General features: G+C 72.3%; 23 protein-coding genes. 14 read left to right on the plus strand and 9 right to left on the minus strand.

The features are described 5' to 3' along the window. Positions 1-47: 47 nt before the first annotated feature. Positions 48-365: a hypothetical protein gene (locus ACIBST_RS26920; protein ID WP_397175560.1), complete on the plus strand. Its 318-nt coding sequence runs from the start codon at positions 48-50 to the stop codon at positions 363-365. A 111-nt stretch (positions 366-476) separates the two neighbouring features. Next, positions 477-1,109 (plus strand): MOSC domain-containing protein, encoded by a 633-nt coding sequence (locus ACIBST_RS26925; protein WP_397175562.1) that lies wholly within the window; start codon positions 477-479, stop codon positions 1,107-1,109. Positions 1,110-1,166: 57 nt separating this feature from the next. Here the strand turns inward: ACIBST_RS26925 and ACIBST_RS26930 are convergent, their stop codons facing one another. Next, positions 1,167-2,411, minus strand: a complete 1,245-nt coding sequence (locus ACIBST_RS26930; protein WP_397175564.1) for a glycoside hydrolase family 18 protein — start codon at positions 2,409-2,411, stop codon at positions 1,167-1,169. A gap of 63 nt (positions 2,412-2,474) precedes the next feature. Then, positions 2,475-3,680, minus strand: a complete 1,206-nt coding sequence (locus ACIBST_RS26935) for a styrene monooxygenase/indole monooxygenase family protein (protein WP_397175566.1) — start codon at positions 3,678-3,680, stop codon at positions 2,475-2,477. Positions 3,681-3,735: 55 nt separating this feature from the next. On the opposite strand from ACIBST_RS26935, the gene hemW reads away from it, so the two are divergent. Beyond that, positions 3,736-4,953, plus strand: coding sequence for a radical SAM family heme chaperone HemW (gene hemW / locus ACIBST_RS26940; protein WP_397175567.1), 1,218 nt, complete (start codon positions 3,736-3,738; stop codon positions 4,951-4,953). On the opposite strand, the gene ACIBST_RS26945 is transcribed toward hemW, so the two are convergent. From ACIBST_RS26945 to ACIBST_RS26955, 3 genes are read right to left on the minus strand one after another with little or no spacing between them, the layout of a single operon-like run. Next, complete coding sequence (locus tag ACIBST_RS26945) at positions 4,946-5,584, minus strand: DUF4870 domain-containing protein (protein WP_397175569.1); 639 nt, start codon at positions 5,582-5,584, stop codon at positions 4,946-4,948. The genes hemW and ACIBST_RS26945 overlap by 8 nt on opposite strands. Then, positions 5,581-6,390, minus strand: a complete 810-nt coding sequence (locus tag ACIBST_RS26950; protein WP_397175571.1) for a DUF3097 domain-containing protein — start codon at positions 6,388-6,390, stop codon at positions 5,581-5,583. Before ACIBST_RS26950 ends, ACIBST_RS26945 begins: the two co-directional genes overlap by 4 nt. 17 nt (positions 6,391-6,407) lie before the next feature. Continuing rightward, a complete protein-coding gene (locus ACIBST_RS26955) occupies positions 6,408-7,226 on the minus strand; it encodes a hypothetical protein (protein ID WP_397175573.1) in 819 nt (272 codons plus the stop codon). A gap of 156 nt (positions 7,227-7,382) precedes the next feature. Here ACIBST_RS26955 and hrcA point away from each other — a divergent pair, with 156 nt between their 5' ends. The 3 genes from hrcA to ACIBST_RS26970 are packed head-to-tail and all read left to right on the plus strand — an operon-like array spanning position 7,383 to position 10,285. Then, positions 7,383-8,396: a heat-inducible transcriptional repressor HrcA gene (hrcA, locus tag ACIBST_RS26960; protein WP_352324080.1), complete on the plus strand. Its 1,014-nt coding sequence runs from the start codon at positions 7,383-7,385 to the stop codon at positions 8,394-8,396. A gap of 11 nt (positions 8,397-8,407) precedes the next feature. Beyond that, entirely contained in the window at positions 8,408-9,550 is a 1,143-nt protein-coding gene (gene dnaJ / locus ACIBST_RS26965; protein ID WP_364339640.1) for a molecular chaperone DnaJ, read from the plus strand. A 9-nt stretch (positions 9,551-9,559) separates the two neighbouring features. Next, the gene (locus tag ACIBST_RS26970) at positions 9,560-10,285 is read left to right on the plus strand and encodes a 16S rRNA (uracil(1498)-N(3))-methyltransferase (protein WP_397175575.1); all 726 of its coding nucleotides are present in this window, start codon (positions 9,560-9,562) and stop codon (positions 10,283-10,285) included. Positions 10,286-10,303: 18 nt separating this feature from the next. Here ACIBST_RS26970 and ACIBST_RS26975 read toward each other — a convergent pair whose 3' ends face one another. Both ACIBST_RS26975 and ACIBST_RS26980 read right to left on the minus strand, forming a co-directional pair. Continuing rightward, positions 10,304-10,930, minus strand: a complete 627-nt coding sequence (locus ACIBST_RS26975) for a hypothetical protein (RefSeq protein WP_397175576.1) — start codon at positions 10,928-10,930, stop codon at positions 10,304-10,306. Continuing rightward, on the minus strand, positions 10,927-11,439 hold the full coding sequence (locus ACIBST_RS26980; RefSeq protein ID WP_049573205.1) for a SigE family RNA polymerase sigma factor: 513 nt from the start codon (positions 11,437-11,439) through the stop codon (positions 10,927-10,929). The genes ACIBST_RS26975 and ACIBST_RS26980 overlap by 4 nt, the downstream gene beginning before the upstream one ends. Before the next feature lie 279 nt (positions 11,440-11,718). Between ACIBST_RS26980 and ACIBST_RS26985 the strand changes: the two genes are divergently transcribed. The 8 genes from ACIBST_RS26985 to era all read left to right on the plus strand — a co-directional run bounded on the left by ACIBST_RS26985 (position 11,719) and on the right by era (position 17,649). Then, on the plus strand, positions 11,719-12,063 hold the full coding sequence (locus tag ACIBST_RS26985; protein WP_397175578.1) for a histidine triad nucleotide-binding protein: 345 nt from the start codon (positions 11,719-11,721) through the stop codon (positions 12,061-12,063). Between the two features lie 90 nt (positions 12,064-12,153). Continuing rightward, positions 12,154-13,191: a PhoH family protein gene (locus ACIBST_RS26990; protein WP_352352470.1), complete on the plus strand. Its 1,038-nt coding sequence runs from the start codon at positions 12,154-12,156 to the stop codon at positions 13,189-13,191. Then, entirely contained in the window at positions 13,188-13,664 is a 477-nt protein-coding gene (gene ybeY / locus ACIBST_RS26995) for an rRNA maturation RNase YbeY (RefSeq protein ID WP_397175580.1), read from the plus strand. Before ACIBST_RS26990 ends, ybeY begins: the two co-directional genes overlap by 4 nt. After that, positions 13,661-14,956: a hemolysin family protein gene (locus tag ACIBST_RS27000; protein ID WP_397175582.1), complete on the plus strand. Its 1,296-nt coding sequence runs from the start codon at positions 13,661-13,663 to the stop codon at positions 14,954-14,956. The genes ybeY and ACIBST_RS27000 overlap by 4 nt, the downstream gene beginning before the upstream one ends. A 309-nt stretch (positions 14,957-15,265) precedes the next feature. Then, entirely contained in the window at positions 15,266-15,916 is a 651-nt protein-coding gene (locus ACIBST_RS27005) for a hypothetical protein (RefSeq protein WP_397175583.1), read from the plus strand. A gap of 10 nt (positions 15,917-15,926) precedes the next feature. Then, on the plus strand, positions 15,927-16,244 hold the full coding sequence (locus tag ACIBST_RS27010) for a cytidine deaminase (RefSeq protein WP_397175585.1): 318 nt from the start codon (positions 15,927-15,929) through the stop codon (positions 16,242-16,244). 7 nt (positions 16,245-16,251) lie between these two features. Continuing rightward, positions 16,252-16,722, plus strand: coding sequence for an NUDIX domain-containing protein (locus ACIBST_RS27015; protein WP_397176059.1), 471 nt, complete (start codon positions 16,252-16,254; stop codon positions 16,720-16,722). A gap of 9 nt (positions 16,723-16,731) precedes the next feature. Then, positions 16,732-17,649 (plus strand): GTPase Era, encoded by a 918-nt coding sequence (gene era, locus ACIBST_RS27020; protein ID WP_397175587.1) that lies wholly within the window; start codon positions 16,732-16,734, stop codon positions 17,647-17,649. Between the two features lie 21 nt (positions 17,650-17,670). Here era and ACIBST_RS27025 read toward each other — a convergent pair whose 3' ends face one another. Next, positions 17,671-18,144, minus strand: coding sequence for a hypothetical protein (locus tag ACIBST_RS27025; RefSeq protein WP_397175588.1), 474 nt, complete (start codon positions 18,142-18,144; stop codon positions 17,671-17,673). 152 nt (positions 18,145-18,296) lie between these two features. Next, complete coding sequence (locus tag ACIBST_RS27030; protein WP_397175590.1) at positions 18,297-20,864, minus strand: BTAD domain-containing putative transcriptional regulator; 2,568 nt, start codon at positions 20,862-20,864, stop codon at positions 18,297-18,299. Between the last annotated feature and the right edge of the window lie 15 nt (positions 20,865-20,879).

Consider the following 20,879-nt stretch of genomic DNA (forward strand, 5'->3'; position numbering starts at 1 on the left):
GTCGCTACCTTTGCTGTTCCCGAACACCAGTGCTACTGGAGGGTGACGTGATTGCTTCTGAGCGATTCGAGCGTGCCGCTGTGCTGGGGGTGGCCGTGGCGGAGGAGACCCGGCGGCTGCTGCGGCTTCACCTGCGACCCGCCGAGGTGGGCGGCGACGGCAGGGTGGTGGTCGACGTGCCCTATCCCGACGCGGCGGTGGTGGCGGCGCTGCTCGACGTCGCGGCCGAGTGTTTCGGCGAACGCGGCGGCTCGGTCGAGGAGACCCGGCAGGCGGCCCTGGAGACCCTGTTACAACTGGCCGAGTTCGACACCGACTCCCAGCTCGCCCGGGTGGCGCCGGAGCCCGGCGACGGGCGCGGGTGACGGCTCGGCGAACAGGCCGAATGGGCACATGTCTGTTCTTCTCCGCTGAAAGGCTGAGAAAGGCGGAAAAATCGGTGCGCCGGGTGGCCGTCCGTCCGCTACCGTCGCGGCATGCGCATCCTCTCCGTCAACGTCGGGCTGTCCTTCGACGCGGAATGGGCCGGCAAGCTCGGCCGTACGGCGATCGACAAGCGGGCCGTGCGCCACCGGGTGGAGGTGCTGCGCAACGGCCTGGCCGGCGACGAGCGGGCCGACACGCCCAACCACGGCGCCCCCACCCAGGCCGTCTACGCCTACGCCCGCGAAGACTACGACTGGTGGCAGGGCGAGCTCGGCCGCGACCTGCGCGACGGCCGTTTCGGGGAGAACCTGACCACCGCCGGCCTCGCCGTCAACGACGCCCTCGTGGGCGAGCGGTGGCGCGTCGGCAGCGCCCTGCTGGAGGTCACCGGCCCGCGCATCCCCTGCGTGGTGTTCCGCAACTGGATGGACGAGCCGGGCTGGCTCAAGCGCTTCACCGGGGCCGCGCGGCCGGGCGCCTACCTGGCCGTGGTCGAGCCGGGCGAGCTGGGCGCGGGCGACGAGGTGGAGATCGTCTCGCGCCCGGCGGCCGGGATGACGGTGGCGGACGCCTTCCGCGCCCGCCACGGCGACGCCGACGCGCTGGCCCGGGTGCTCGCGGTCCCCGGCCACGCCCCGGAATGGGACGAGCTGGCCGCGCGGGCCGGCCGGATGGTCAGCTAGAGACCGCCTCCATCCGGCCGGGCGGCTGGAGACCGCCTCCACCCGGCCGGGCGCCGGTCAGCGCAGCACGGCGTACAGGGCCGAGGTGAGGGAGGCGCGGGCGTCGTCCTGGTCGATCGACCACATCATCGAGCCGCCCAGGCCCTTGAGCCGGATGTAGGCCGCCTTCTCCAGCAGCGACGCCGGGTCGTCGTAGGACCAGAACTCGTTGCCGTCGTACAGCCACATGGCGCCGGTGCGCACGTCCCGGTAGCGCTTGCCGGGCTTGGCGGCCAGGTCCTTGTAGTCCTCGCTGCCCGGCCCCCACTTGCCGGCCGCCGGTCCGGTCGCGGGCTGCCAGAGGCCGTCGCCGCCGCCGGTCACGCCGGTCCAGCCCTGCCCGTACGCGGGCACGCCCACGACGATCTTGCGGCCGGGCGCGCCGCGCGACAGGTAGTCGCGGACGGTCTGGTCCACGCTGTACCTGACGGGGTTGGGGTCGCGCCGGTCGGTGAACAGGTTCCCGTTGTGCCCGGTCCGCGACTCCCAGGTGCCGTGCAGGTCGTACCCCTGGACGGTGGCGAAGTCGAGCGACCGGAACACCCGGCGCACCTCGAAACCGGCGTCGATCTTCGCGGCGGCGGCCGGGAGGAAGGCGGTGAGCTGGGAGCTCGCCGAGAAGGCCCGGAGCTGGGCGCGCAGTTCCTCGACGAAGAGGGTGAAGTTGCGCCGGTCCTCCGGCCTGATCACGTTCCCGTCGTTGCCCGCCGAGCCCGGCCACTCCCAGTCCAGGTCGACGCCGTCGAACACGCCGGCGCCCGCGCCCGGCTCCAGGCCCGGCAGGTTGCCGCGCAGCCACAGGTCGACGCACGAGCGGGCCAGCGCGGACCGTGACTCGGCGGTGAGCACGGCGTCGGAGAAGTACTTGGACCCGGTCCATCCGCCGAGCGAGATCAGCACCTTGAGGCCGGGGTGCCTGGCCTTGAGCTTGCGCAGCTGGTTGAGGTTGCCGTTGAGGGCCTGGCCCGGCTGGTCGGCGACGCCGTCCACGCTCTGCTCGGCCGGCACCGGGCGCTGCCAGTCGGCCCAGGGGTCGGCCGAGTAGCAGGCGCCCTCGGCGCTGACGAAGCCGAAGGCGTAGTTGAGGTGGGTGAGCTTGGCGGCGGCGCCGCTGGTGTCCACGTCCTTGACGTGGTAGTTGCGCCCGTACACGCCCCACTGGATGAAGTAGGCGACCCGCTTGAATCCGGGATGGGCCTCGGCGGGCACGGACACCGCCGTGAGCCCGAGTAAGAGCGAGAGTGCGAGGAGGATCTTCTTCACGGGCGCTCCTGGGGGGTGAACTTATAAGAAACTTTCCTATAAGTTGACGCGATCGTAGAACCGTCACCCCGTGCCGTCAACGACGCGCGCCACCTCCTCGGCGCTGGAGAACAGCCGCCACGCGCGCGCCGGGTCGCCGAACAGCGACAGCACCAGATCGGCCACCTCCTGCCTGGTCGCGGCGGCTTCGAGCAGGGTGAGGACGTGCTCCGCCGGCGGCCGCAGGAAGGCGTTCGTCCACGCGACGACCGGCTCGGCCGCCACCCACATGCGCCGGGCCGTCCCCCGCGCGAACGCCGCGTCGTACGGGCCGCCCGCCGCGATGGCCTCGGCCGCGATCCAGGCGCAGGCCGAGCCCAGGTTCGCGCCCTGCCCGGTGATCGGGTCGTTGGCGACCCAGGCGTCGCCGATCGCCAGCGCCACGACGCCGCCGGGCAGCTCGGCCACCGCCTCGCGCACGACCGGCGTGATCGCGCCCTGCAGCAGGTCCTCCGGTCCGAGCAGCTCGAACGCCGCCGGATCGATCAGCTCGGCCAGGCGCGGCGCGTGCTCGGGCAGCAGGGCGAGCAGCGTCTCGCAGAACTCGTCGGCGGGCACCCGGGCCAGCACGTCGAGCGGCCCGCCGGGGATCGCCTCGACCAGGACGCCGCCGTGCACGCCCGACCGCGTCATCATCGCCATGCACAGGATCTCGCCGCAGCCGGGCGAGATGTTGAAGCCGAAGGCGGGCCCCGGATCGAACCCGTGGAACAGCCCGGCGGCCAGGATCCGCTGCGGCGCCCCGTACGGCGACCAGGCCGGAATGCGCGGGAACAGCTCGCGCACCGAGCGCCGCCCGGTGGCCACCACCATCAGCTCGTGGCCGCGCGACCAGCGGGCGACCTGGCCCGCGTCCGGCGGGAGGGGATCGACGACCAGGCGGCCGCCCCTGCCGGTGTAGTCGTCCATGAGCGCCGGCAGCAGCACCCGGAAGTCGACCCCGTGGAACGGCTCGCTCACGCGGCCGGTGAACTCCAGCGGCGGATCGCCCTTGATCGAGAGGCTGCCGCTGACCAGCAGGCAGCCGGGGTCGAGGAAGTGCAGGCTGCCCAGCTCCCGCTCCCGGGCCTGCGCGCGGCCCATCCTGCCGACCGTGTTCGGCAGCCGCCCGCGGCCCAGGTCCGCCGCGTCGCCCTCGCTGTAGAGCGTGGTCGCGACGCCGAGCTGCTGCAGCCGCAGGGCCAGCGTCAGCCCGGAGATGCCCGCGCCCACGATCCCGACGCCCGTCATGTGCGGCCTCCTTCGATGGCTCGGAGCACCCCCGTGAGCAGGCACACTGGATGACGTGCCATCCACCCTGCCCGACGGCGATCCGGCGCCCGCCTCCGGCGAGCTGCCCGACAGCGCGCTGCGCGGGCTCGGCGAGCGCCCGTTCGGCTTCTACGTGCACGTGCCGTTCTGCGTCACCCGCTGCGGCTACTGCGATTTCAACACCTACACCGCCGCCGAGCTAGGGCCCGGCGCCTCCCACCGCGACTACGCCGACACGGTCGTGGCCGAGGTGCGCCTGGCCCGGCGCGTCCTCGGCGACGCCGACCTGCCCGTGGAGACGGTGTTCTTCGGCGGCGGCACGCCCACGCTGCTGCCTCCCGAGGACCTGGCGCGCGTCCTGGCCGCCATCGACGCCGAGTTCGGGCTGCGGCCGGGGGCGGAGGTCACCACCGAGGCCAACCCCGAGTCCGTCGACCCCTCCTACCTCGACAAACTCCGTCAGGGCGGCTTCAACCGGGTCAGCTTCGGCATGCAGAGCGCACGTGAGCACGTGCTCCAGGTGCTCGACCGCAGGCACACGCCGGGCCGCCCGGCGCGGGCCGTCCAGGAGGCGCGGGCGGCCGGGTTCGAGCACGTCAACCTCGACCTCATCTACAGCACGCCGGGGGAGTCCGACGACGACTGGCGGGCCTCGCTGGCCGCCGCGATCGAGGCCGGGCCCGACCACGTGTCGGCGTACTCGCTGATCGTGGAGGAGGGCACCAGGCTCGCGGCCCGCATCCGGCGCGGCGAGCTGCCCATGCCCGACGACGACGTCGCCGCCGACCGCTACCTGATCGCCGAGGAGCTGCTGACCGAGGCCGGTTTCTCCTGGTACGAGGTGTCCAACTGGGCCGCCTCCGAGCAGGCCCGCTGCCGGCACAACCTGCTCTACTGGACCGGCGGCGACTGGTGGGCCGCCGGCCCCGGCGCCCACAGCCACGTCGGCGGCACCCGCTGGTGGAACGTCAAGCACCCGGCCGCCTACGCCCAGCGCCTGGCGGCGGGCGCCTCGCCCGCGCACGCGCGCGAGGTGCTCACCGGCGACGACCGGGCCGCCGAGCGGCTGATGCTGGAGCTGCGGCTGGTCTCCGGCTACCCGCTGGCCGAGGTCGCCCCCGGCGCGCGCACGGCGGTGGCGAGCGCGCTGGCGCGCGGGCTGCTGGAGCCCGAGCCGTTCAGGGCGGGCCGGATGGTGCTCACCCTCAAGGGGCGGCTGCTGGCCGACGCCCTGATCACCGAGCTCATGTGACCAGGCGGATGGCGAACGGGTAGCGGTAGTTCTCGCCCCGGTTGGTGGCGATGGCCGCCTGCACGTGGAAGATCAGCGACACGATCCAGATGATCGGGAACAGCAGCAGGCCGACCAGCACCAGCGACAGCACGATCGCCACCGCGTAGCCGATGAACATCGTGATCTGGAAGTTCAGCGCCTCGGCCGCCTGGTCCCTGACATAGGGGGACTCGTCCTTCTTCATCAGGTAGATGACCAGCGGGCCGACCCACGAGACGAGCAGGCCCAGCAGGTGGGCGAGCATGGCCATCGTGGTGTCGTCGCTGCCGCGGCGGGGGCCGAACCGGCCGGGCACGTACGGCCCGGCGGGGTAGCCGTGACCCGGCTGGGCGCCGTAGCCGGGGGCCTGGCCGTAGCCCGGCGGCGGGGGCACGTAGCGGGGCGGCGGAGGCATGTGGCCGGACTGCTGGCCGGGCCCGCTCGGCGGCTGCCGCCCGTAGTCGGGCCGGGAGCCCGGCTGCTGGCCGTAGCCGAGCTGGGGGCCCGAACCCTGGTCGCGAGGCACGTCGTACGGCGGGTCGTACGGCGGGACGTCAGGGGCCGAGTCGGCGGGGGTGGGGTCGTCGGGGGACGGCGGGGCCTGGCTCATGATGCCTCCGTAACGAAGTCGATCAGTTCCTCGACCCGGCCGAGCAGCTCCGGCTCCAGGTCGGTGTAGGACGAGACGGCGCCCAGAATGCGCCGCCAGGCGTCCGCGGGCTCCATGCGCCAGCCCAGTGCGGCGAGCACGCCCTCCTTCCACGGCACCCCGCGCGGCACGTCGGGCCAGCCCGGGATGCGCAGCACGGACGGTTTGACCGCCTGCCAGATGTCGATGTACGGATGACCCACGACGAGCACGTGCGGCGAGGTGATGCGGGCCGCGATCCGGCTCTCCTTCGACCCCGGCACCAGATGGTCGACCAGCACGCCCAGCCTGCGACCCGGCTCGGGGGCGAACTCGGCCACGATGGCGGGCAGGTCGTCCACGCCCTCCAGGTACTCCACCACGACCCCCTCGACCCGCAGGTCGTGGCCCCAGATCTTCTCCACGAGCGCGGCGTCGTGCACGCCCTCGACGTAGATCCGGCTCTCCTTGGCGACCCGGGCCCGCAGCCCCTCCACGGCGATGGACCCGGACGCGCTGCGCCTGGGCCCCGCCGGGGCCGCGGCCGCCGGGCGCACCAGCGTCACGGGCCTGCCCTCCAGCAGGAACGCGGCCGGCGCCAGCGGGAACAGGCGGCGTTTGCCGAACCGGTCCTCAAGGGTGACGGCCTCCTTGTCGCAGGCCACCACGGCGCCGCAGAAGCCGCTGTCGGCGTCCTCCACGACCAGGTCGAGTTCGGCGGGCACCTTCGGGATCTTGCCCTTGCCCGGCCGCCGCCAATTGCCCGCCAGCACATCACCCTCGTACACACGGGGACCGTAGCAAATCACCCGCTGACCGCAAGGCGCTTACGCGCGCCGCTGCGCCGGACGAGGACGACGATCGTGCCGATGACGCCGATGAGCAGGCCGATGCCGGGGAACAGGAACAGCGCCGCCACCCCGCCGAACAGGCCGCCCGCCGCGGAGAGCACGTCACGGCCCACGCCGAAGCGGGCCGATGACTCCTCCTGCGTGGCGCAGGTCAGCTGGTAGTCGCCCTTGGCGGGGGCGTTGACGGCGAGGATCTCCTGCCAGGTGGTCCCGCCGGCGCTGAGCGTCTGGGTGCCGGAGACCTTGACCAGCCTGGCCTGGGCCGGGCCGCCGGAGATCTCGCACTGGTAGTTGACCCGCGTGTCGGTGGCGATGTAGACGGCCGGGCGCTTGGCGGGGTCGATCGCGACCTTCACGCTTTCGCCCGACGCGAACGTGGTCGTCGGGGCCATGTCCGAGACGCTGCTCAGCACGCCGCCGGCGAACACGAACACGCCCACGACGCCCAGCACGACCGCGACGGCCCACACGACGGCGATCCACCACAGGCGCGGCTTGATCGCCTTGCCGTCGATCCTGGCCGGGAACTGCGGCTGCGGGCCGTACTGGTTGTGGGGGCCGGGCTGGCCGTACTGGTTCTGCTGGCCGTACTGGTTCTGCTGGCCGTACTGGGGCGGGGGGCCGTACTGGGCGGGCGGCTGTTGCTGCTGGTAGGGCGGCTGGCCGTGCTGCTGCGGCTGGTACGGCGGCTGGGCGTACTGGTTCGGCTGACCGTAGTAGGGACCCTGCCCCTGGGGCGGTCCGTACTGCGGGGGCTGGGAATTGTCGGTCATGCGGCAAGTGTGAGGCCTGTCGCTTGTAAGTCGCTAGCAACAGGATGGGACCTGGTGTTATCGCACCTTGTGGGCGAGAGCCGTACACTTGGCACTCGGGAACACGGAGTGCTAGACCTGTCGTTTCCCTGTTAGGCAGAGGCAGGAGGTGAGCACGTGCTCGACGAACGGAAGCTTGCGGTGCTCCGCGCCATTGTCGAAGACTACGTGTCCACCAACGAACCGGTGGGCTCCAAGGCGCTCGCGGAGCGCCACAACCTCAAGGTCTCCCCGGCAACGGTCAGGAACGACATGGCCGCTCTGGAGGAGGAGGGCTACATCACCCAGCCGCACACCAGCGCGGGCCGCGTGCCGACGGACAAGGGCTACCGCCTGTTCGTCGACCGGCTTTCGCAGGTCAAGCCCCTGTCGGGGGCCGAGCGGCGGGCGATCGAGACCTTCCTCGCCGGCGCGGTCGACCTCGACGACGTGGTCTTCCGCACCGTGCGGCTGCTCGCGCAGCTCACCAGGCAGGTCGCGGTCGTGCAGTACCCGACGCTGACCCGTTCCACGGTCAGGCACGTCGAGCTGGTCCCGCTCAACGACCGGCGGGTCATGCTCGTGCTGATCACCAACACCGGGCGCGTCGAGCAGCGCGTGATCGAGCTGCCCGAGGTGGTGGAGGACGACCGCATCGCCCACCTGCGCGCGGTGCTCAACTCCTGCCTCGACGGCTGCGGGCTGAGCAACGTCCCCGAGCTGGTCGCCGACCTGCCCGAGCGGCTGCCCGCCGAGGATCGGCCCGCCGTGGCCACCATCCTGTCGGTGCTGCTCGAAACCCTCGTCGAACGCCATGACGAGAAGATCGTGTTCGCCGGCGCGGCCAATCTCGCGGGCGCCGACTTCGCCACCGGCCTGCGCGACGTGCTGGAGGCGCTGGAGGAGCAGGTCGTGCTCATGCGGTTGCTCGGCGAGACATCCACAGACACCCCGTCCGCGCTCACCGTGCGCATCGGCTCGGAAAACCCCTACCTTCGCGGCACGTCCATCGTCGCAACCGGATACGGTTCTGGCGACAACCAACTGGCCCGGCTCGGCGTGCTGGGTCCCACGAGGATGGACTACCCCGTGACGATGGGCGCCGTACGCGCGGTGGCACGCTACGTCAGCCAGATCCTGGCTGCATCTTAAGAGGTCGATAAGTGGCAAACAGCGACTACTACGCCACCCTCGGGGTGCGCCGTGACGCCAGTCAGGACGAGATCAAGAAGGCCTACCGCCGCCTCGCCCGCGAGCTGCACCCCGACGTGAACCCCGATCCTGAGACCCAGGAGCGGTTCAAGGAGATCACGCAGGCCTACGAGGTGCTGTCCGACCCGAACAAGCGCCAGATGTACGACCTGGGCGGCGACCCCTTCGGCGGCGGAGCCGGCGCCGGCGCGGGCGCCGGCGGCTTCGGCGCGGGTTTCCCCTTCAGCGACATCATGGACGCCTTCTTCGGCACCGCGGGCGGCACCCGCGGGCCGCGCTCGCGCGCCAGGAGGGGCCGCAACGCCACCATCCGGGTAGAGCTCGACCTGCGCGAGACGGCGTTCGGCACCACCCGCGAGCTGGTCGTGGACACCGCCGTGCTGTGCGAGGTGTGCCACGGCGCCGGCGCGGCCCCCGGCACCCACCCCGACGCCTGCGACATGTGCAACGGGCGCGGCGAGATCTCCCAGGTCACCCGCTCGTTCCTGGGCCAGGTCATGACCTCGCGGCCGTGCCCCCAGTGCGGCGGCTTCGGCAGCATCATCCGCCACCCCTGCCAGGAGTGCTCGGGCGACGGCCGGGTGCGCACCCGCCGTACGATCAAGGTCCGCATCCCCGCGGGCGTCGAGGACGGCACCCACATCCAGCTCGCCGGCGAGGGCGAGGTCGGCCCCGGCGGCGGCCCGCCCGGAGACCTCTTCCTGGAGATCGTCGAGCGCGCGCACGAGATCTTCGAGCGGCGCGGCGACGACCTCCACTGCACGGTCCAGATCCCGATGACGGCCGCCGCGCTCGGCACCATCCTCGCCGTCGAGACGCTCGACGGCTCCGAGGAGATCGACGTGCGCCCCGGCACCCAGTCCGGCCAGGTCATCACCATGTACGGGCGCGGCGTGCAGCGGCTCAACGAGTCCGGCAGGGGCGACCTGCTCATCCACGTCAACGTCGAGACCCCGATGAGGCTCGACCAGACGCAGGAGGACCTGCTGCGCGAGCTGTCCAGGCTGCGCGGCGAGGAGCGGCCGCCGGGCAAGTTCGCCCCCGGCCAGCAGGGTTTCTTCTCCCGCCTGCGTGACGCCTTCAACGGCAGGTGACGATCACCCGTGACCGTCCCCGTGTTCATCGCCGAGGACCTCGTCGGCTCCGAGCTCACGCTCGACGGCCCTGAGGGGCGGCACGCGGCCTCCGTGCGGCGGCTGCGCGCCGGCGAGCGGGTCGACCTGACCAACGGCGCGGGCGACGTCGCCGAGTGCGTGGTGCGCGAGGTGTTCAAGGACGCCCTCGCCCTCGACGTGCTGGCCCGCTACACCGTCGAGCCGCCCGCGCGGCGGCTGGTGGTCGTCCAGGGGCTGCCCAAGGGCGACAGGGGCGAGCTGGCCGTCGAGATGATGACCGAGGTGGGGGTCGACGTGATCGTGCCCTGGGCCGCCTCGCGCAGCATCACGCAGTGGAAGGGCGACAAGATCGCCAAGGCGCTGGGCCGGTGGCGTGCCACGGCCCGCGAGGCCGGCAAGCAGGCGCGCCGGTTCCACCTGCCCGAGGTGGCCGACCTGGCCTCCACCGCCCAGGTCGAGGGGCTGCTGGCCGACGCGGCGCTGGGGCTCGTGCTGCACGAGGAGGCCGCCGAGCCGCTGTCGAAGGTGGCGCTGCCGCCCGGCGGCGACATCGTCGTCGTCGTGGGGCCCGAGGGCGGCGTCGCGGAGGAGGAGCTGCGCAGGTTCGCCGCGGCCAAGGCGGTGCCCGTGCTGCTCGGGCCCACCGTGCTGCGCACCTCCACGGCGGGGGTGGCGGCGGCGTCCGTGCTGCTCGCGCGTACCGGGCGCTGGTAGGCCCGGCTCAGGGCGCTCTCACGGCGTCGTGTGCGGCACGTCCACCAGCGGGCTGCTCAGGTCGCTCGGGCCGGTCGGCATGTCGTCCGGCGGGCACTCGTCGGAGGGGCACGACGTCGGCGTGTCGGTCGGCTCGGTCGGCGTCGGCGTGGGGGTCGGCGTGATCTCGGGGCACTCCTGGTCGCCGGCGGGCTCGCCGCTCGGGCAGGGCGTCGAGGACGGCGTCGGCGACGGCGTGGGCTGCCTGGTCGACCTGGCCGTCTCCGAGGGCCGGTGGGTCTGGCTGTGGCTGGGCGGCACGACCACCACGGGCGGCGGCTCGGCGCTGTGGCTGTCGGGCCTGGGCGGCGTGGACAGCCTGGTCGAGGAGTTGCCCGGCGTGGTGGTCGAGTTGTCCACCACCTTGACGGGCGTCTCGAAGATCTGGGAGCGCAGCCCGGGAACGACCATCACGATCGTCCCCGCCACCAGCACGGCGCTGACGGCCGCCGCGCCCGCACGCCACCAGAACAGGTTACGGACGCCGCGCCGCTCGATGCGGGCGCGGATGATCTGCAGTCCTTCCGGCGAGGGCACGACCGCGTCCGCCTCCGCGCGGAGCGCACGGCGCAGGACGTCGCCGTACTCGTCGGGGGGCTGGGTCATGACATCTTCTCCAGGACGGACCGCAACGCGGCCATTCCACGGGCGGTGTGGCTCTTGACCGCGCCCTTGCTGATGCCCATGGCGTGGGCGATCTCAGCTTCGGACAGATCTCCGTAATAACGCAGAACCAGTGCTTCTCTCTGTCGGGTCGGCAGGGCGCGTAACGCCTCGATGACGGCGGAGCGTTCCAGCTCGCCGATCGCGCCGTTCTCGGCGCTCGGGGCGTCCGGCAGGCCCTTGGGTGCGTACTTCTCGACGACCGCGCGGTGACGCAGCACGGAACGGGACCGGTTGACGACAGACTGACGCAGGTAAGCGAGTGCTTTGTCGGGATCGCGGAGTCTGCGCCAGGCGCCGTGAATGGCGACGAACGCGTCCTGCACGACTTCCTCGGCGGTTGCCATGTCACGCACCAGCAACACCGCGAGACGCACCAATGACCGGAAGTGCGCGCTGTAGAGCGCGGTCACGGCCATGTCGGCATCCCACCCGACCGGCACCGCCCCCATCGACCTGTCGGCCAGAAGGGTTTCGGTGGTCACATCAGTGGGACGCGCGGCCTTCCCAGAGGGTTTACTCTCTTCCGGTTCTGAAGCTTTCCCCGGTTCCTTAGGGTGCATTACCCAGTCGTGTTCCTCGCCAGGTGGCGCTCGCCCGACCCTGAATCATCTTTTTTGCTCTGAAGTGTCGCACACTCACCCTAACCGCGCGGATCTTCGGGCGCACGACACCACGGATTACCGATTCGCAACGGACTGCCGAACGGTCGCTCTCGATAGGGTACTGCCGTGAGCGACTGCCTCTTCTGCAAAATCGTGGCCAAGGAAATTCCGGCCGACGTCGTCTACGAGAACGCCAGGGCGCTGGCGTTCCGCGACATCAATCCGCAGGCCCCGACGCACGTGCTGGTCATCCCGCGCGCGCACCACCCCGACGCGGCGTCACTGGCCGCCGCCGACGACGGGCTCGCCGACGACGTGCTCAAGGCCGCGCACGCCGTCGCCGTCCAGGAGGGGGTGGCCGAGAGCGGCTACCGCGTCGTGTTCAACACCGGCGCCGGCGCCGGCCAGACCGTCTTCCACGTGCACGCGCATGTTCTCGGAGGGCGTGACCTCACGTGGCCGCCCGGCTGATATTGACGCGAGCAATCAGCCTGGTGCCGGATACGATGGGCGGAGAAGAACACCGAACAGACCGGGAGGCATCAGGCCGCTGGCCTGCCCATGTCCGAACTACATGAATCCCGACGCACGGCACCTCCCTCGCGCACTCAAGCCAAGGTGCTGATTCCGGACGAATACCCGATGGTCAGCCTCCTCGGCTCCCGTGACGAGCTGCTTCGCGTCATCGAGGGCGCCTTCAGGGCCGACATCCACGTGCGGGGCAACGAGATCACCGTCACCGGCAGCCCCGACGAGAGCGGCGCGGTCGTGCGCCTGTTCGAGGAGCTGGTCGAGGTGCTGCGCAGCGGGGGCGAGCTCACGCCCGACGCGGTCGAGCGGAGCATCGCCATGCTGCGCATGACCTCCGACCGTCCGGCCGAGGTGCTCTCCCTCGACATCCTGTCCTCCCGCGGCCGCACGATCAGGCCGAAGACCGTCAACCAGAAGCGCTACGTCGACGCGATCGACCAGCACACGATCGTGTTCGGCATCGGGCCCGCGGGCACCGGCAAGACGTACCTGGCGATGGCCAAGGCCGTGCGCGCGCTGCAGGAGAAGCGGGTCAACCGCATCATCCTGACCAGGCCGGCGGTCGAGGCGGGCGAGCGGCTCGGCTTCCTGCCCGGCACCCTCTACGAGAAGATCGACCCCTACCTGCGGCCGCTCTACGACGCGCTGCACGACATGGTCGACCCCGACTCGATCCCGAAGCTGATGGCCGCGGGCACGATCGAGGTCGCGCCGCTGGCGTACATGCGCGGCCGTACCCTCAACGACGCCTTCATCATCCTCGACGAGGCCCAGAACTCCTCGGCCGAGCAGATGAAGATGTTCCTGACCCGGCTGGGGTTCAACTCCAAGATCGTGGTGACCGGCGACGTGACCCAGGTCGACCTGCCCTCGGGCACGGTGAGCGGGCTGCGGGTCGTCCAGGACATCCTGGAGGGCATCCCCGACATCCACTTCGCCCGCCTGTCCAGCGCCGACGTGGTGCGCCACAAGCTGGTGAGCGACATCGTCGACGCCTACGGGCGCTACGACGCCACCCAGGCCGCCCAGGAACCGAAGGCCATCCACCGGGGGAAACGACGCCCGTGAGCATCGAGATCAACAACGAGTCCGGCGTCGGCGTCGACGAGGAGAACCTCGTCGCGCTGGCCACCCACGTGCTCGGCGAGATGGGCATCAACCCGCTCGCCGAGCTGTCCATCGTGGTGGTCGACGAAGACGCCATGTCCGAGCTGCACGAGAAGTGGATGGGCGAGCCCGGCCCGACCGACGTGCTGGCCTTCCCGATGGACGAGCTGCGTCCCGGCGGCGGCGCGCGCGGCGACGGCGAGAGCCCGGCCGACCCGGCGCTGCTCGGCGACGTGGTGCTCTGCCCGCAGGTGGCGGCCAGGCAGGCCGAGGAGGCCGGGCACAGCGCCCAGGCCGAGCTGGAGCTGCTGTGCACCCACGGCATCCTGCACCTGCTCGGCTACGACCACGCCGAGCCCGAGGAGCACAAGGAGATGTTCGGGCTGCAGGCCCAGATGCTCGAGTCCTGGCAGGAGGTGCGCGACTCGCGGTGAACGCCTGGTTGCTGTGGGCCATCGCCCTTGTGATCATCGGTGGCCTGATCGCCAGTGCGGAAACGGCACTGACGCGCATCTCCAGGGTGCGCGCGGAGGAGTTCGTCCGCGAGGGCCGGCGCGGGGCCGACCGGCTCCAGGCCATCGTCACCGACCCGCCCCGCTACCTCAACCTGCTCCTGCTGCTGCGCCTGAGCTGCGAGCTGGTGGCGACGGTCATCGCCACGCTGCTGTTCATCGACCTCATGCACGACCAGGGCTGGGCCTACGTGGCCGCCGCGGCCGTCATGATCGTGGTCAGCTACGTCGTCGTCGGGGTCATGCCGCGTACGCTGGGGCGCCAGCACGCCGAGCCGGTCGCGCTGGCCGGGGCGCCGATCGTCTACGGCCTGACCCGCATCTTCGGCCCGCTGCCCAAGCTGCTCATCCTGCTCGGCAACGCCCTGACCCCCGGCAAGGGCTTCCGCGACGGCCCGTTCACCTCCGAGGCCGAGCTGCGCGACCTGGTCGACCTGGCCGAGGAGCGCCGGGTGATCGAGCCGGACGAGCGCGAGATGATCCACTCGGTCTTCGAGCTGGGCGACACGCTGGTCCGCGAGGTCATGGTGCCCCGCACCGACATGGTCTACATCGAGCGCGGCAAGACGATCAGCCAGGCGCTGTCGCTCGCGCTGCGCAGCGGCTTCTCCCGCATCCCGGTCGTGGGCGAGAACGAGGACGACGTCATCGGCATCGCCTACCTCAAGGACATCGCCCGCAAGATCCACGAGTCGGGCGAGGGCGGCGGCAAGGAGACGGTCGAGTCGATCATGCGGACGGCCGCGTACGTGCCGGAGAGCAAGCCCATCGACCAGCTCATGCGCGAGATGCAGGCCCGGCAGATCCACATCGCGATCGTCATCGACGAGTACGGCGGCACCGCCGGCCTGGTCACCATCGAAGACGTCCTGGAGGAGATCGTCGGCGAGATCACCGACGAGTACGACCAGGAGGCCCCGCGCGTGGAGACCATGTCCGAGGGCGCGCTGCGGGTGACCGCCCGCATGCCGGTCGACGAGCTGGGCGAGCTGTTCGACACCGAGATCGACGTCGACGACGTCGAGACCGTCGGCGGCCTGCTGGCCCACGCGCTCGGCCGGGTGCCGATCGCCGGGTCGCAGGCGGAGGTTGCTGGGCTGGAGCTGACGGCCGAGAGCCTGGCCGGGCGGCGCAACCGCATCAGCACGGTCGTCGTCCGCCGGGTGGCGGCGTCCGAGGAGGACGACGTCCAGGCCGCCGCCGAACGTGACTGACCGCTTTTGCGGGGAGATGTCGCAAGCGTTCTACAAGTCGTCTGCAAGCGGGGTCCGGCAGTCTCGTACCTGACACCCGGTGCGGTGGGTGTCACGAGGAAGCGTCCGAACGCCGGGTGGGGTTCGCGGCCGGAGGGCGCTCCTGGGGGGACGATGGCGTTCCGGCCAGCTAGCCGGCCAGGACGTCGATCGGCGTAAAGGGTGTTCTCGTCTGAAAACTCAGGCGAGGGCACCCTTTTTGCGTTTGGTGGAAACTCTGCGGAGATTGCCGCATTCGTCGCCGGGGGAGGCTGCGGTCCAGGGGGAATCATGAAGGCGCGGATCATCGTGTACGGGCTGCTGGCCGCGACCCTGGCGGGCTGCGCGGGCAGCGGCGGGGCGGACGGGAAGATGGCGGCCGTCGTCGACGCCCAGGCCATGGCCCAGCTCCGTGAGGTGCTCACCAGGCGGCCGAGCCTGCCGGACGGCTTCGCGCAACGGCCCGAGCAGGCCTGGCGGGTGCCGTTCGGCCGGGTGGACCAGGCGTGCCGGGCAGCGCTCGACGTGGCGGCCGGGCACGCGCCCCAGGAGGGGCTCACCGGCCAGGCCGCGGTCAGCTACCAGGGGGACGGACTGGGGGAGCGGGCCGCCGTCGGACTGGCCCGGTACGCCGGCGACGAGGCCGAGGCGCGCTTCGACGACCTCAGCGACGCCCTGGAGTCGTGCCGGGAGGTCCGGACGCCGGGCGGCACCGCCCTGCGGGCCCGCAGGCTGGACGTCGGCGACGCCGCCCGCTCCGGGGACGAGGCCGCCGCGGCGCGGCTGCGCGGCCGGCTGAACGGCTACCCGTACGCCCTCGACGTCGTGCTGTCGCGGGACGGCGACACGCTGGTGTCGGTCGTGCACGCGGGCATGAGCGACGTGAACCGGGACCGGACGAGGAAGCTGGTCGCCGCCCTGCTGTCGATGTCCACGGCCTAACCTGGTTCCCGTGACTCTCGATCCTGAAGACAGCAAGATCATCACCCTGGCGCGGGCGGTCAGGGCCCGCAACGAGGCCGCCGAGGGCGCCGCCGTGCGCGACGAGACCGGCCGCACGTACTCGGCGACCGGCGTCGCGTTGTCGTCGCTGACGCTGTCGGCCGTGCAGGTCGCGGTGGCCATGGCGGTCTCCGGCGGCGCGCGTTCGCTGGAGGCGGTCGCGCTGGTGACGGCGGGCGAGCCCGACCCGGCCGACGAGGCGGTCGCGGCCGAGCTGGGCGTCAAGGCCCTGCTCGTGGCCGGCCCCGACGGCACGCTGAGGTCCTGACGTGGCCATGTCGCCGTTCCTGGCCCGGCTGCGCGCCAAGATCGGCAACGACCTGCTCATGCTGCCGTCGGTCAACGGGTGCGTCTTCGACCGCGCCGGGCGGGTGCTGATGGCCCGGCACGGCGACGACGGCCTGTGGGCCACCCCCGGCGGCGGCGTCGACCCAGGCGAGCGGCCGCAGGACGCGGTGGTCAGGGAACTGCGCGAAGAGCTGGCCGTCGAGGTCGAGGTACGCGGGCTGATCGGCGTCTACGGCGGCCCCGAGTACCGCACGGTCTACCCCAACGGCCACGAGGTGGCGTACGTCATCGCCATGTACGCCTGCACCCTCGTCTCCGGCACGCCGACCCCCGACGGCGAGGAGATCAACGACTACCGGTGGGTGACCGAGCACGAGGCCGGCGGCCTGACGACGCCGGCCTGGACACCCCTGGCGCTGCCCGACGCGTTCGCCTGGTGGCGTGAACACGGCAGCTGATAAGCGACAATGCACAATGTGACTTCGCCAGACAATCATCGCGCCGGATTCGCCTGCTTCGTGGGAAGGCCGAACGTCGGCAAGTCCACATTGATGAACGCCCTGGTCGGCGCCAAGGTGGCGATCACCTCGTCCAAGCCGCAGACGACCAGGCGGGTCATCAGGGGCATCGTGCACCGCCCCGACGCCCAGATCGTCATCGTGGACACGCCTGGCCTGCACCGGCCGCGCACCCTCCTCGGCGAGCGGCTGGACAGCCTGGTGCTGTCCACGCTCACCGAGGTCGACGTGATCGGCTTCTGCGTGCCGGCCAACGAGCCGATCGGCAAGGGCGACCGCTTCATCGCCGACAAGCTGGCGGCGGTGAAGAAGACGCCCGTGATCGCCGTGGTGACCAAGTGCGACCTGGCGAGCCGGGAGCAGGTCGCCCAGCAGCTGCTCGCGGTGTCGCAGGTGGCCGAGTTCGCGGCGGTCGTGCCGGTGTCGGCCCAGTCAGGCGAGCAGCTCGACGTGCTGGGCGACGTGCTGATCGAGCACCTGCCCGAGTCGCCGCCGCTGTACGAGGGCGGGCAGCTCACCGACGAGCCCGAGCAGGTGCTGGTGGGGGAGCTGATCAGGGAGGCGGCCCTGGAGGGCGTGCGCGACGAGCTGCCGCACTCGATCGCCGTGGTCGTCGACGAGATGCTGCCCCGCGAGGGCCGCGACGACCTGCTCGACGTCTACGCCCACATGTTCGTCGAGCGGCCCTCCCAGAAGGCCATCGTCATCGGGCACAAGGGCGAGCGGCTGCGCGAGGTGGGCACCAAGGCCCGCCGGCAGATCGAGGCGCTGCTCGGCACGCGGGTCTACCTCGACCTGCGGATCAGCGTGGCCAAGGACTGGCAGCGCGACCCCAAGCAGCTGCGCCGCCTCGGCTTCTTCGACTGAGCCGCCGGGCTGGGCGGGCGGTCAGCGCGCGCGGCGCGCCAGGGCCAGCACGGACAGCACGACGACCGCGATCGAGCAGGCCAGCGCGGCGAACCAGCCGAACCTGATGACCGGCTCGACCGACAGCAGCCCGCCCAGGTCGAGGGAGAGCCGGTCGCCGATGCGCTGCGGGTCGGCGACGAACATCACCAGCAGCAGCGTGGCCACCGCGCCCGGCACCACCGCCAGCGCCGCCACGCGCGGCCGGCCGCCCAGCAGGCCCGTGACGCCGAGCGCCAGCGCGGCCAGCCCGGCGAGCAGTGTGTAGAGGCCCGTGCTGACGTCGACGCCGCGCACGTCGTCGGAGACGCCGGCGCCGATCAGGTCGCTGCGGGCTTCGACGCCGGCCCAGGGCATGATCGCGGTGAGCACCAGGAGGGCGGCCGCGACGGCGACGGCCAGCGCGGCGCCGCGGCGGGCGGACGTCGTCCGGGCGGGCTTGAGGTCTTCGGCCACACGATCACTGTAAGCCGGACCCCCGGCCGTCACCACCCGACGCGACGGACTCGTCACCAACCCGGACACCCGCCGCGGCGGGCAGGGGTCGAGAGGGGGCGACGGGGGCCCGGGTGACGGACCAGCGGGGTGCCGGGCGGCGGGGTGTGGGGTCAGGGGGTGGACAGGAAGGCGCGCGCGTTGGCGGCGGCCCGGCGGTCGCCGGTCTCGTCGAAGACCTCCAGGGCGGCCGTGGCCAGCTCCCGGGCGCGCCCGGCGGCACCCTCGGCCCGGTTGACCCCCGCCAGGGCCAGCAGCGCGTACGCGTCCAGCAGGCGGTCGCCGAGCCGGACGGCGATGCCCCTGGCACGTTCGGCGGCCGACCTGGCATCGGGTTTGGCGCCCTGCGCCAGCCGTACGGCGGCCAGGTCGAGCAGGGTGTCGGCCTGCCGGTGACGGTCGCCCAGCTCCGTCAGATGCCCGACGGCCGCCAGGAGGTGGACGGCGGCCTCCTCCAGCCGGCCCGCGCGGCGCAGCACCGCGCCGAGCACCTGCTCGGCGTCGGCGGCGTCCCGCTGGTGCTCGGCCGCCTCCAGGCAGGCCAGCAGCGCCCGCTCGGCCTCCTCCAGCCGGTCGCGCTCCAGGTGCACCTGGCCCAGGCGGCGCCGGGTCTGGTTGACGTCGCGGGTGCGGCCCTGCCGCAGGAACATGCCGAGCGCCAGCCGCAGCTTCTCGTGGGCCAGGTCCCATTCGCGCTCGGCCAGGTGCAGGTCGCCCTGGCTGAGCAGGACGAGCGCCTCACCCCGGTCGTCGCCGGCCCGCCGCGCCGACTCCAGCGCCCGCTGCGTGACCGCCCGCCAGTCGTCGAGGAAGCGGTGCCGCTCCAGGTACGGCCCCAGCAGGTGCGCCAGCCGCCAGCACGGCTCGTCCAGCCCGGCGGCGTGCAGGTCGGCCACCAGGCTCACCAGGAACGGCCGCTCGGCGTCCAGCCACTCGACCGACTCCCTGATGTCCCTGGTCGCCACGGCCGTGCCGGGGTCGCCCGACACCAGCGAGAAGCGCGAGGCCCGCACCCGGGCCAGGACGAGCTCCGACACCTCGGCCAGCACGCCCGGCAGCGGCTGCTCGCGCGCGAACAAGCGGGTCAGGTCGTGCATGCGGTAGCGGATCTGGCCGGCCGCGTCCACGCCGTGCGTCTCCAGCAGACCGGCGTCCACCAGGGCCTCGGCGCCGCCGCCGAGCCGGTCGGTGAGCCAGTCGGCGAAGTCGGGGGCCGACAGGGCGCCGAGGCCGCGTAACGTCCGCCTGGCCGGCTCGGGCAGCCCCTCGTAGCCGATGGCGAACACGCTGCGGACCGTCTGGTCGCCCGCGTGCAGCAGGTCGAGCCGCTTGTGCTCGTCCTCCAGGAGGCCCACCAGGTAGTCCACCGTCCAGTTCGGACGGGCCGCCAGCCGGGACGCGGCGATGCGCAGCGCGATCGGCAGGCCGCCGCAGAAGCGGGCCAGCCGGTGCAGAGCCTCGTCCGCGGGCCGTCCGGAGCCGGCCACGAGCAGGGCCAGGGCCTCCTCCCGGTCGAGCACGCCCACCGACAGCCGGGTCGCGCCGGTCAGGCCGCCCAGCGGCGAGCGGCTGGTCACGACCGTCGGGCAGGACGTCAGCAGCGGGCGCACCTGGGCCTCGCCGGCGGCGTTGTCCAGCAGCACCAGCAGGCGGCGGTTGGCCGTGTAGGTGCGGAACAGGCGCTCGCGCTGCTCCAGCCCGGCCGGGATGGCCTGGGCCGGGCAGCCGAGCCAGCGCAGGAAGTCCTCCAGGACGGCCGAGGGGGCCGTGGTCTCGCGCAGGTCGGCGTACAGGATGCCGTCGGGGAAGGACTCACGGGCACGCCAGGCGGCGTGCACGGCCAGGGCCGACTTGCCCGCGCCGGCCTGGCCGTGCACGACGACGTGGCCGCCGACCACCCGGTCGAGCAGGTCGGCGCGGCCGGTGAAGTTCGCGATGTCCGGCGGCAGCAGCACCGGGGGGCCCGCCGAGACGTGCAGCGACACGTCGTCGTGGAGCATGCGGTGGTAGAGCAGTTGCAGCTCGGGGTCGGGCTCGATCGCGTGGCCGCCGTCGAGCTGGTCGCGCAGCACCGCGTACGCGGCCAGCGCGTCGACCCGGCGGCCGCTGCGGTAGAGGGCCAGCATGTACTGGCCGCGGAAGCGCTGCCACAGCGGGTGCTGTTTGGTCAGCCGCTTCAGCTCGGCCAGCAGCTCGCGGTGGCGGCCGGCGTCGAGGTCGGCCTGGAGGCGGCGTTCCAGGGCGAGCAGGCGCAGCTCCTCCAGCTCCTCGCGCAGGCGCCGGGTCTCCTCCCACCGCTCGCCCTCGGGGTCGAGGTCGTCCAGGGCGGGGCCGCGCCACAGCGACAGCGCCTCCTCGTACGAGCCGCGCTCGACCAGCAGCCGGAACCGGTCGACGTCGAGCTGGTGGGCGCCGATCGCCAGCACGTACGAGCCGGACACGGTCGTGATCACGTCCTTGCCCAGGAGCTGGCGGAGCTGGCCCACGTACCCGCGGACGAGGCTGTCGGAGCGGTCGCCGCCCTCGCGTGGCCACAGCAGCCGGCGCAGCCGTTCCACGGTCAGCGGGCGGCCCGCGTTCAGCAGGAACATCGCCAGCAGGTCCCGGTGCTTCGGGGTCGTGGGGGTGCGATCCCGGCCGCCGTCGCGGACTTCGAGCGGGCCCATGATGCGGAATTCCACGCGGCCTTCCTTTTC

The sequence above is a fragment of the Nonomuraea sp. NPDC049684 genome, from assembly GCF_044465345.1.
Taxonomy (GTDB): Bacteria; Actinomycetota; Actinomycetes; order Streptosporangiales; family Streptosporangiaceae; genus Nonomuraea.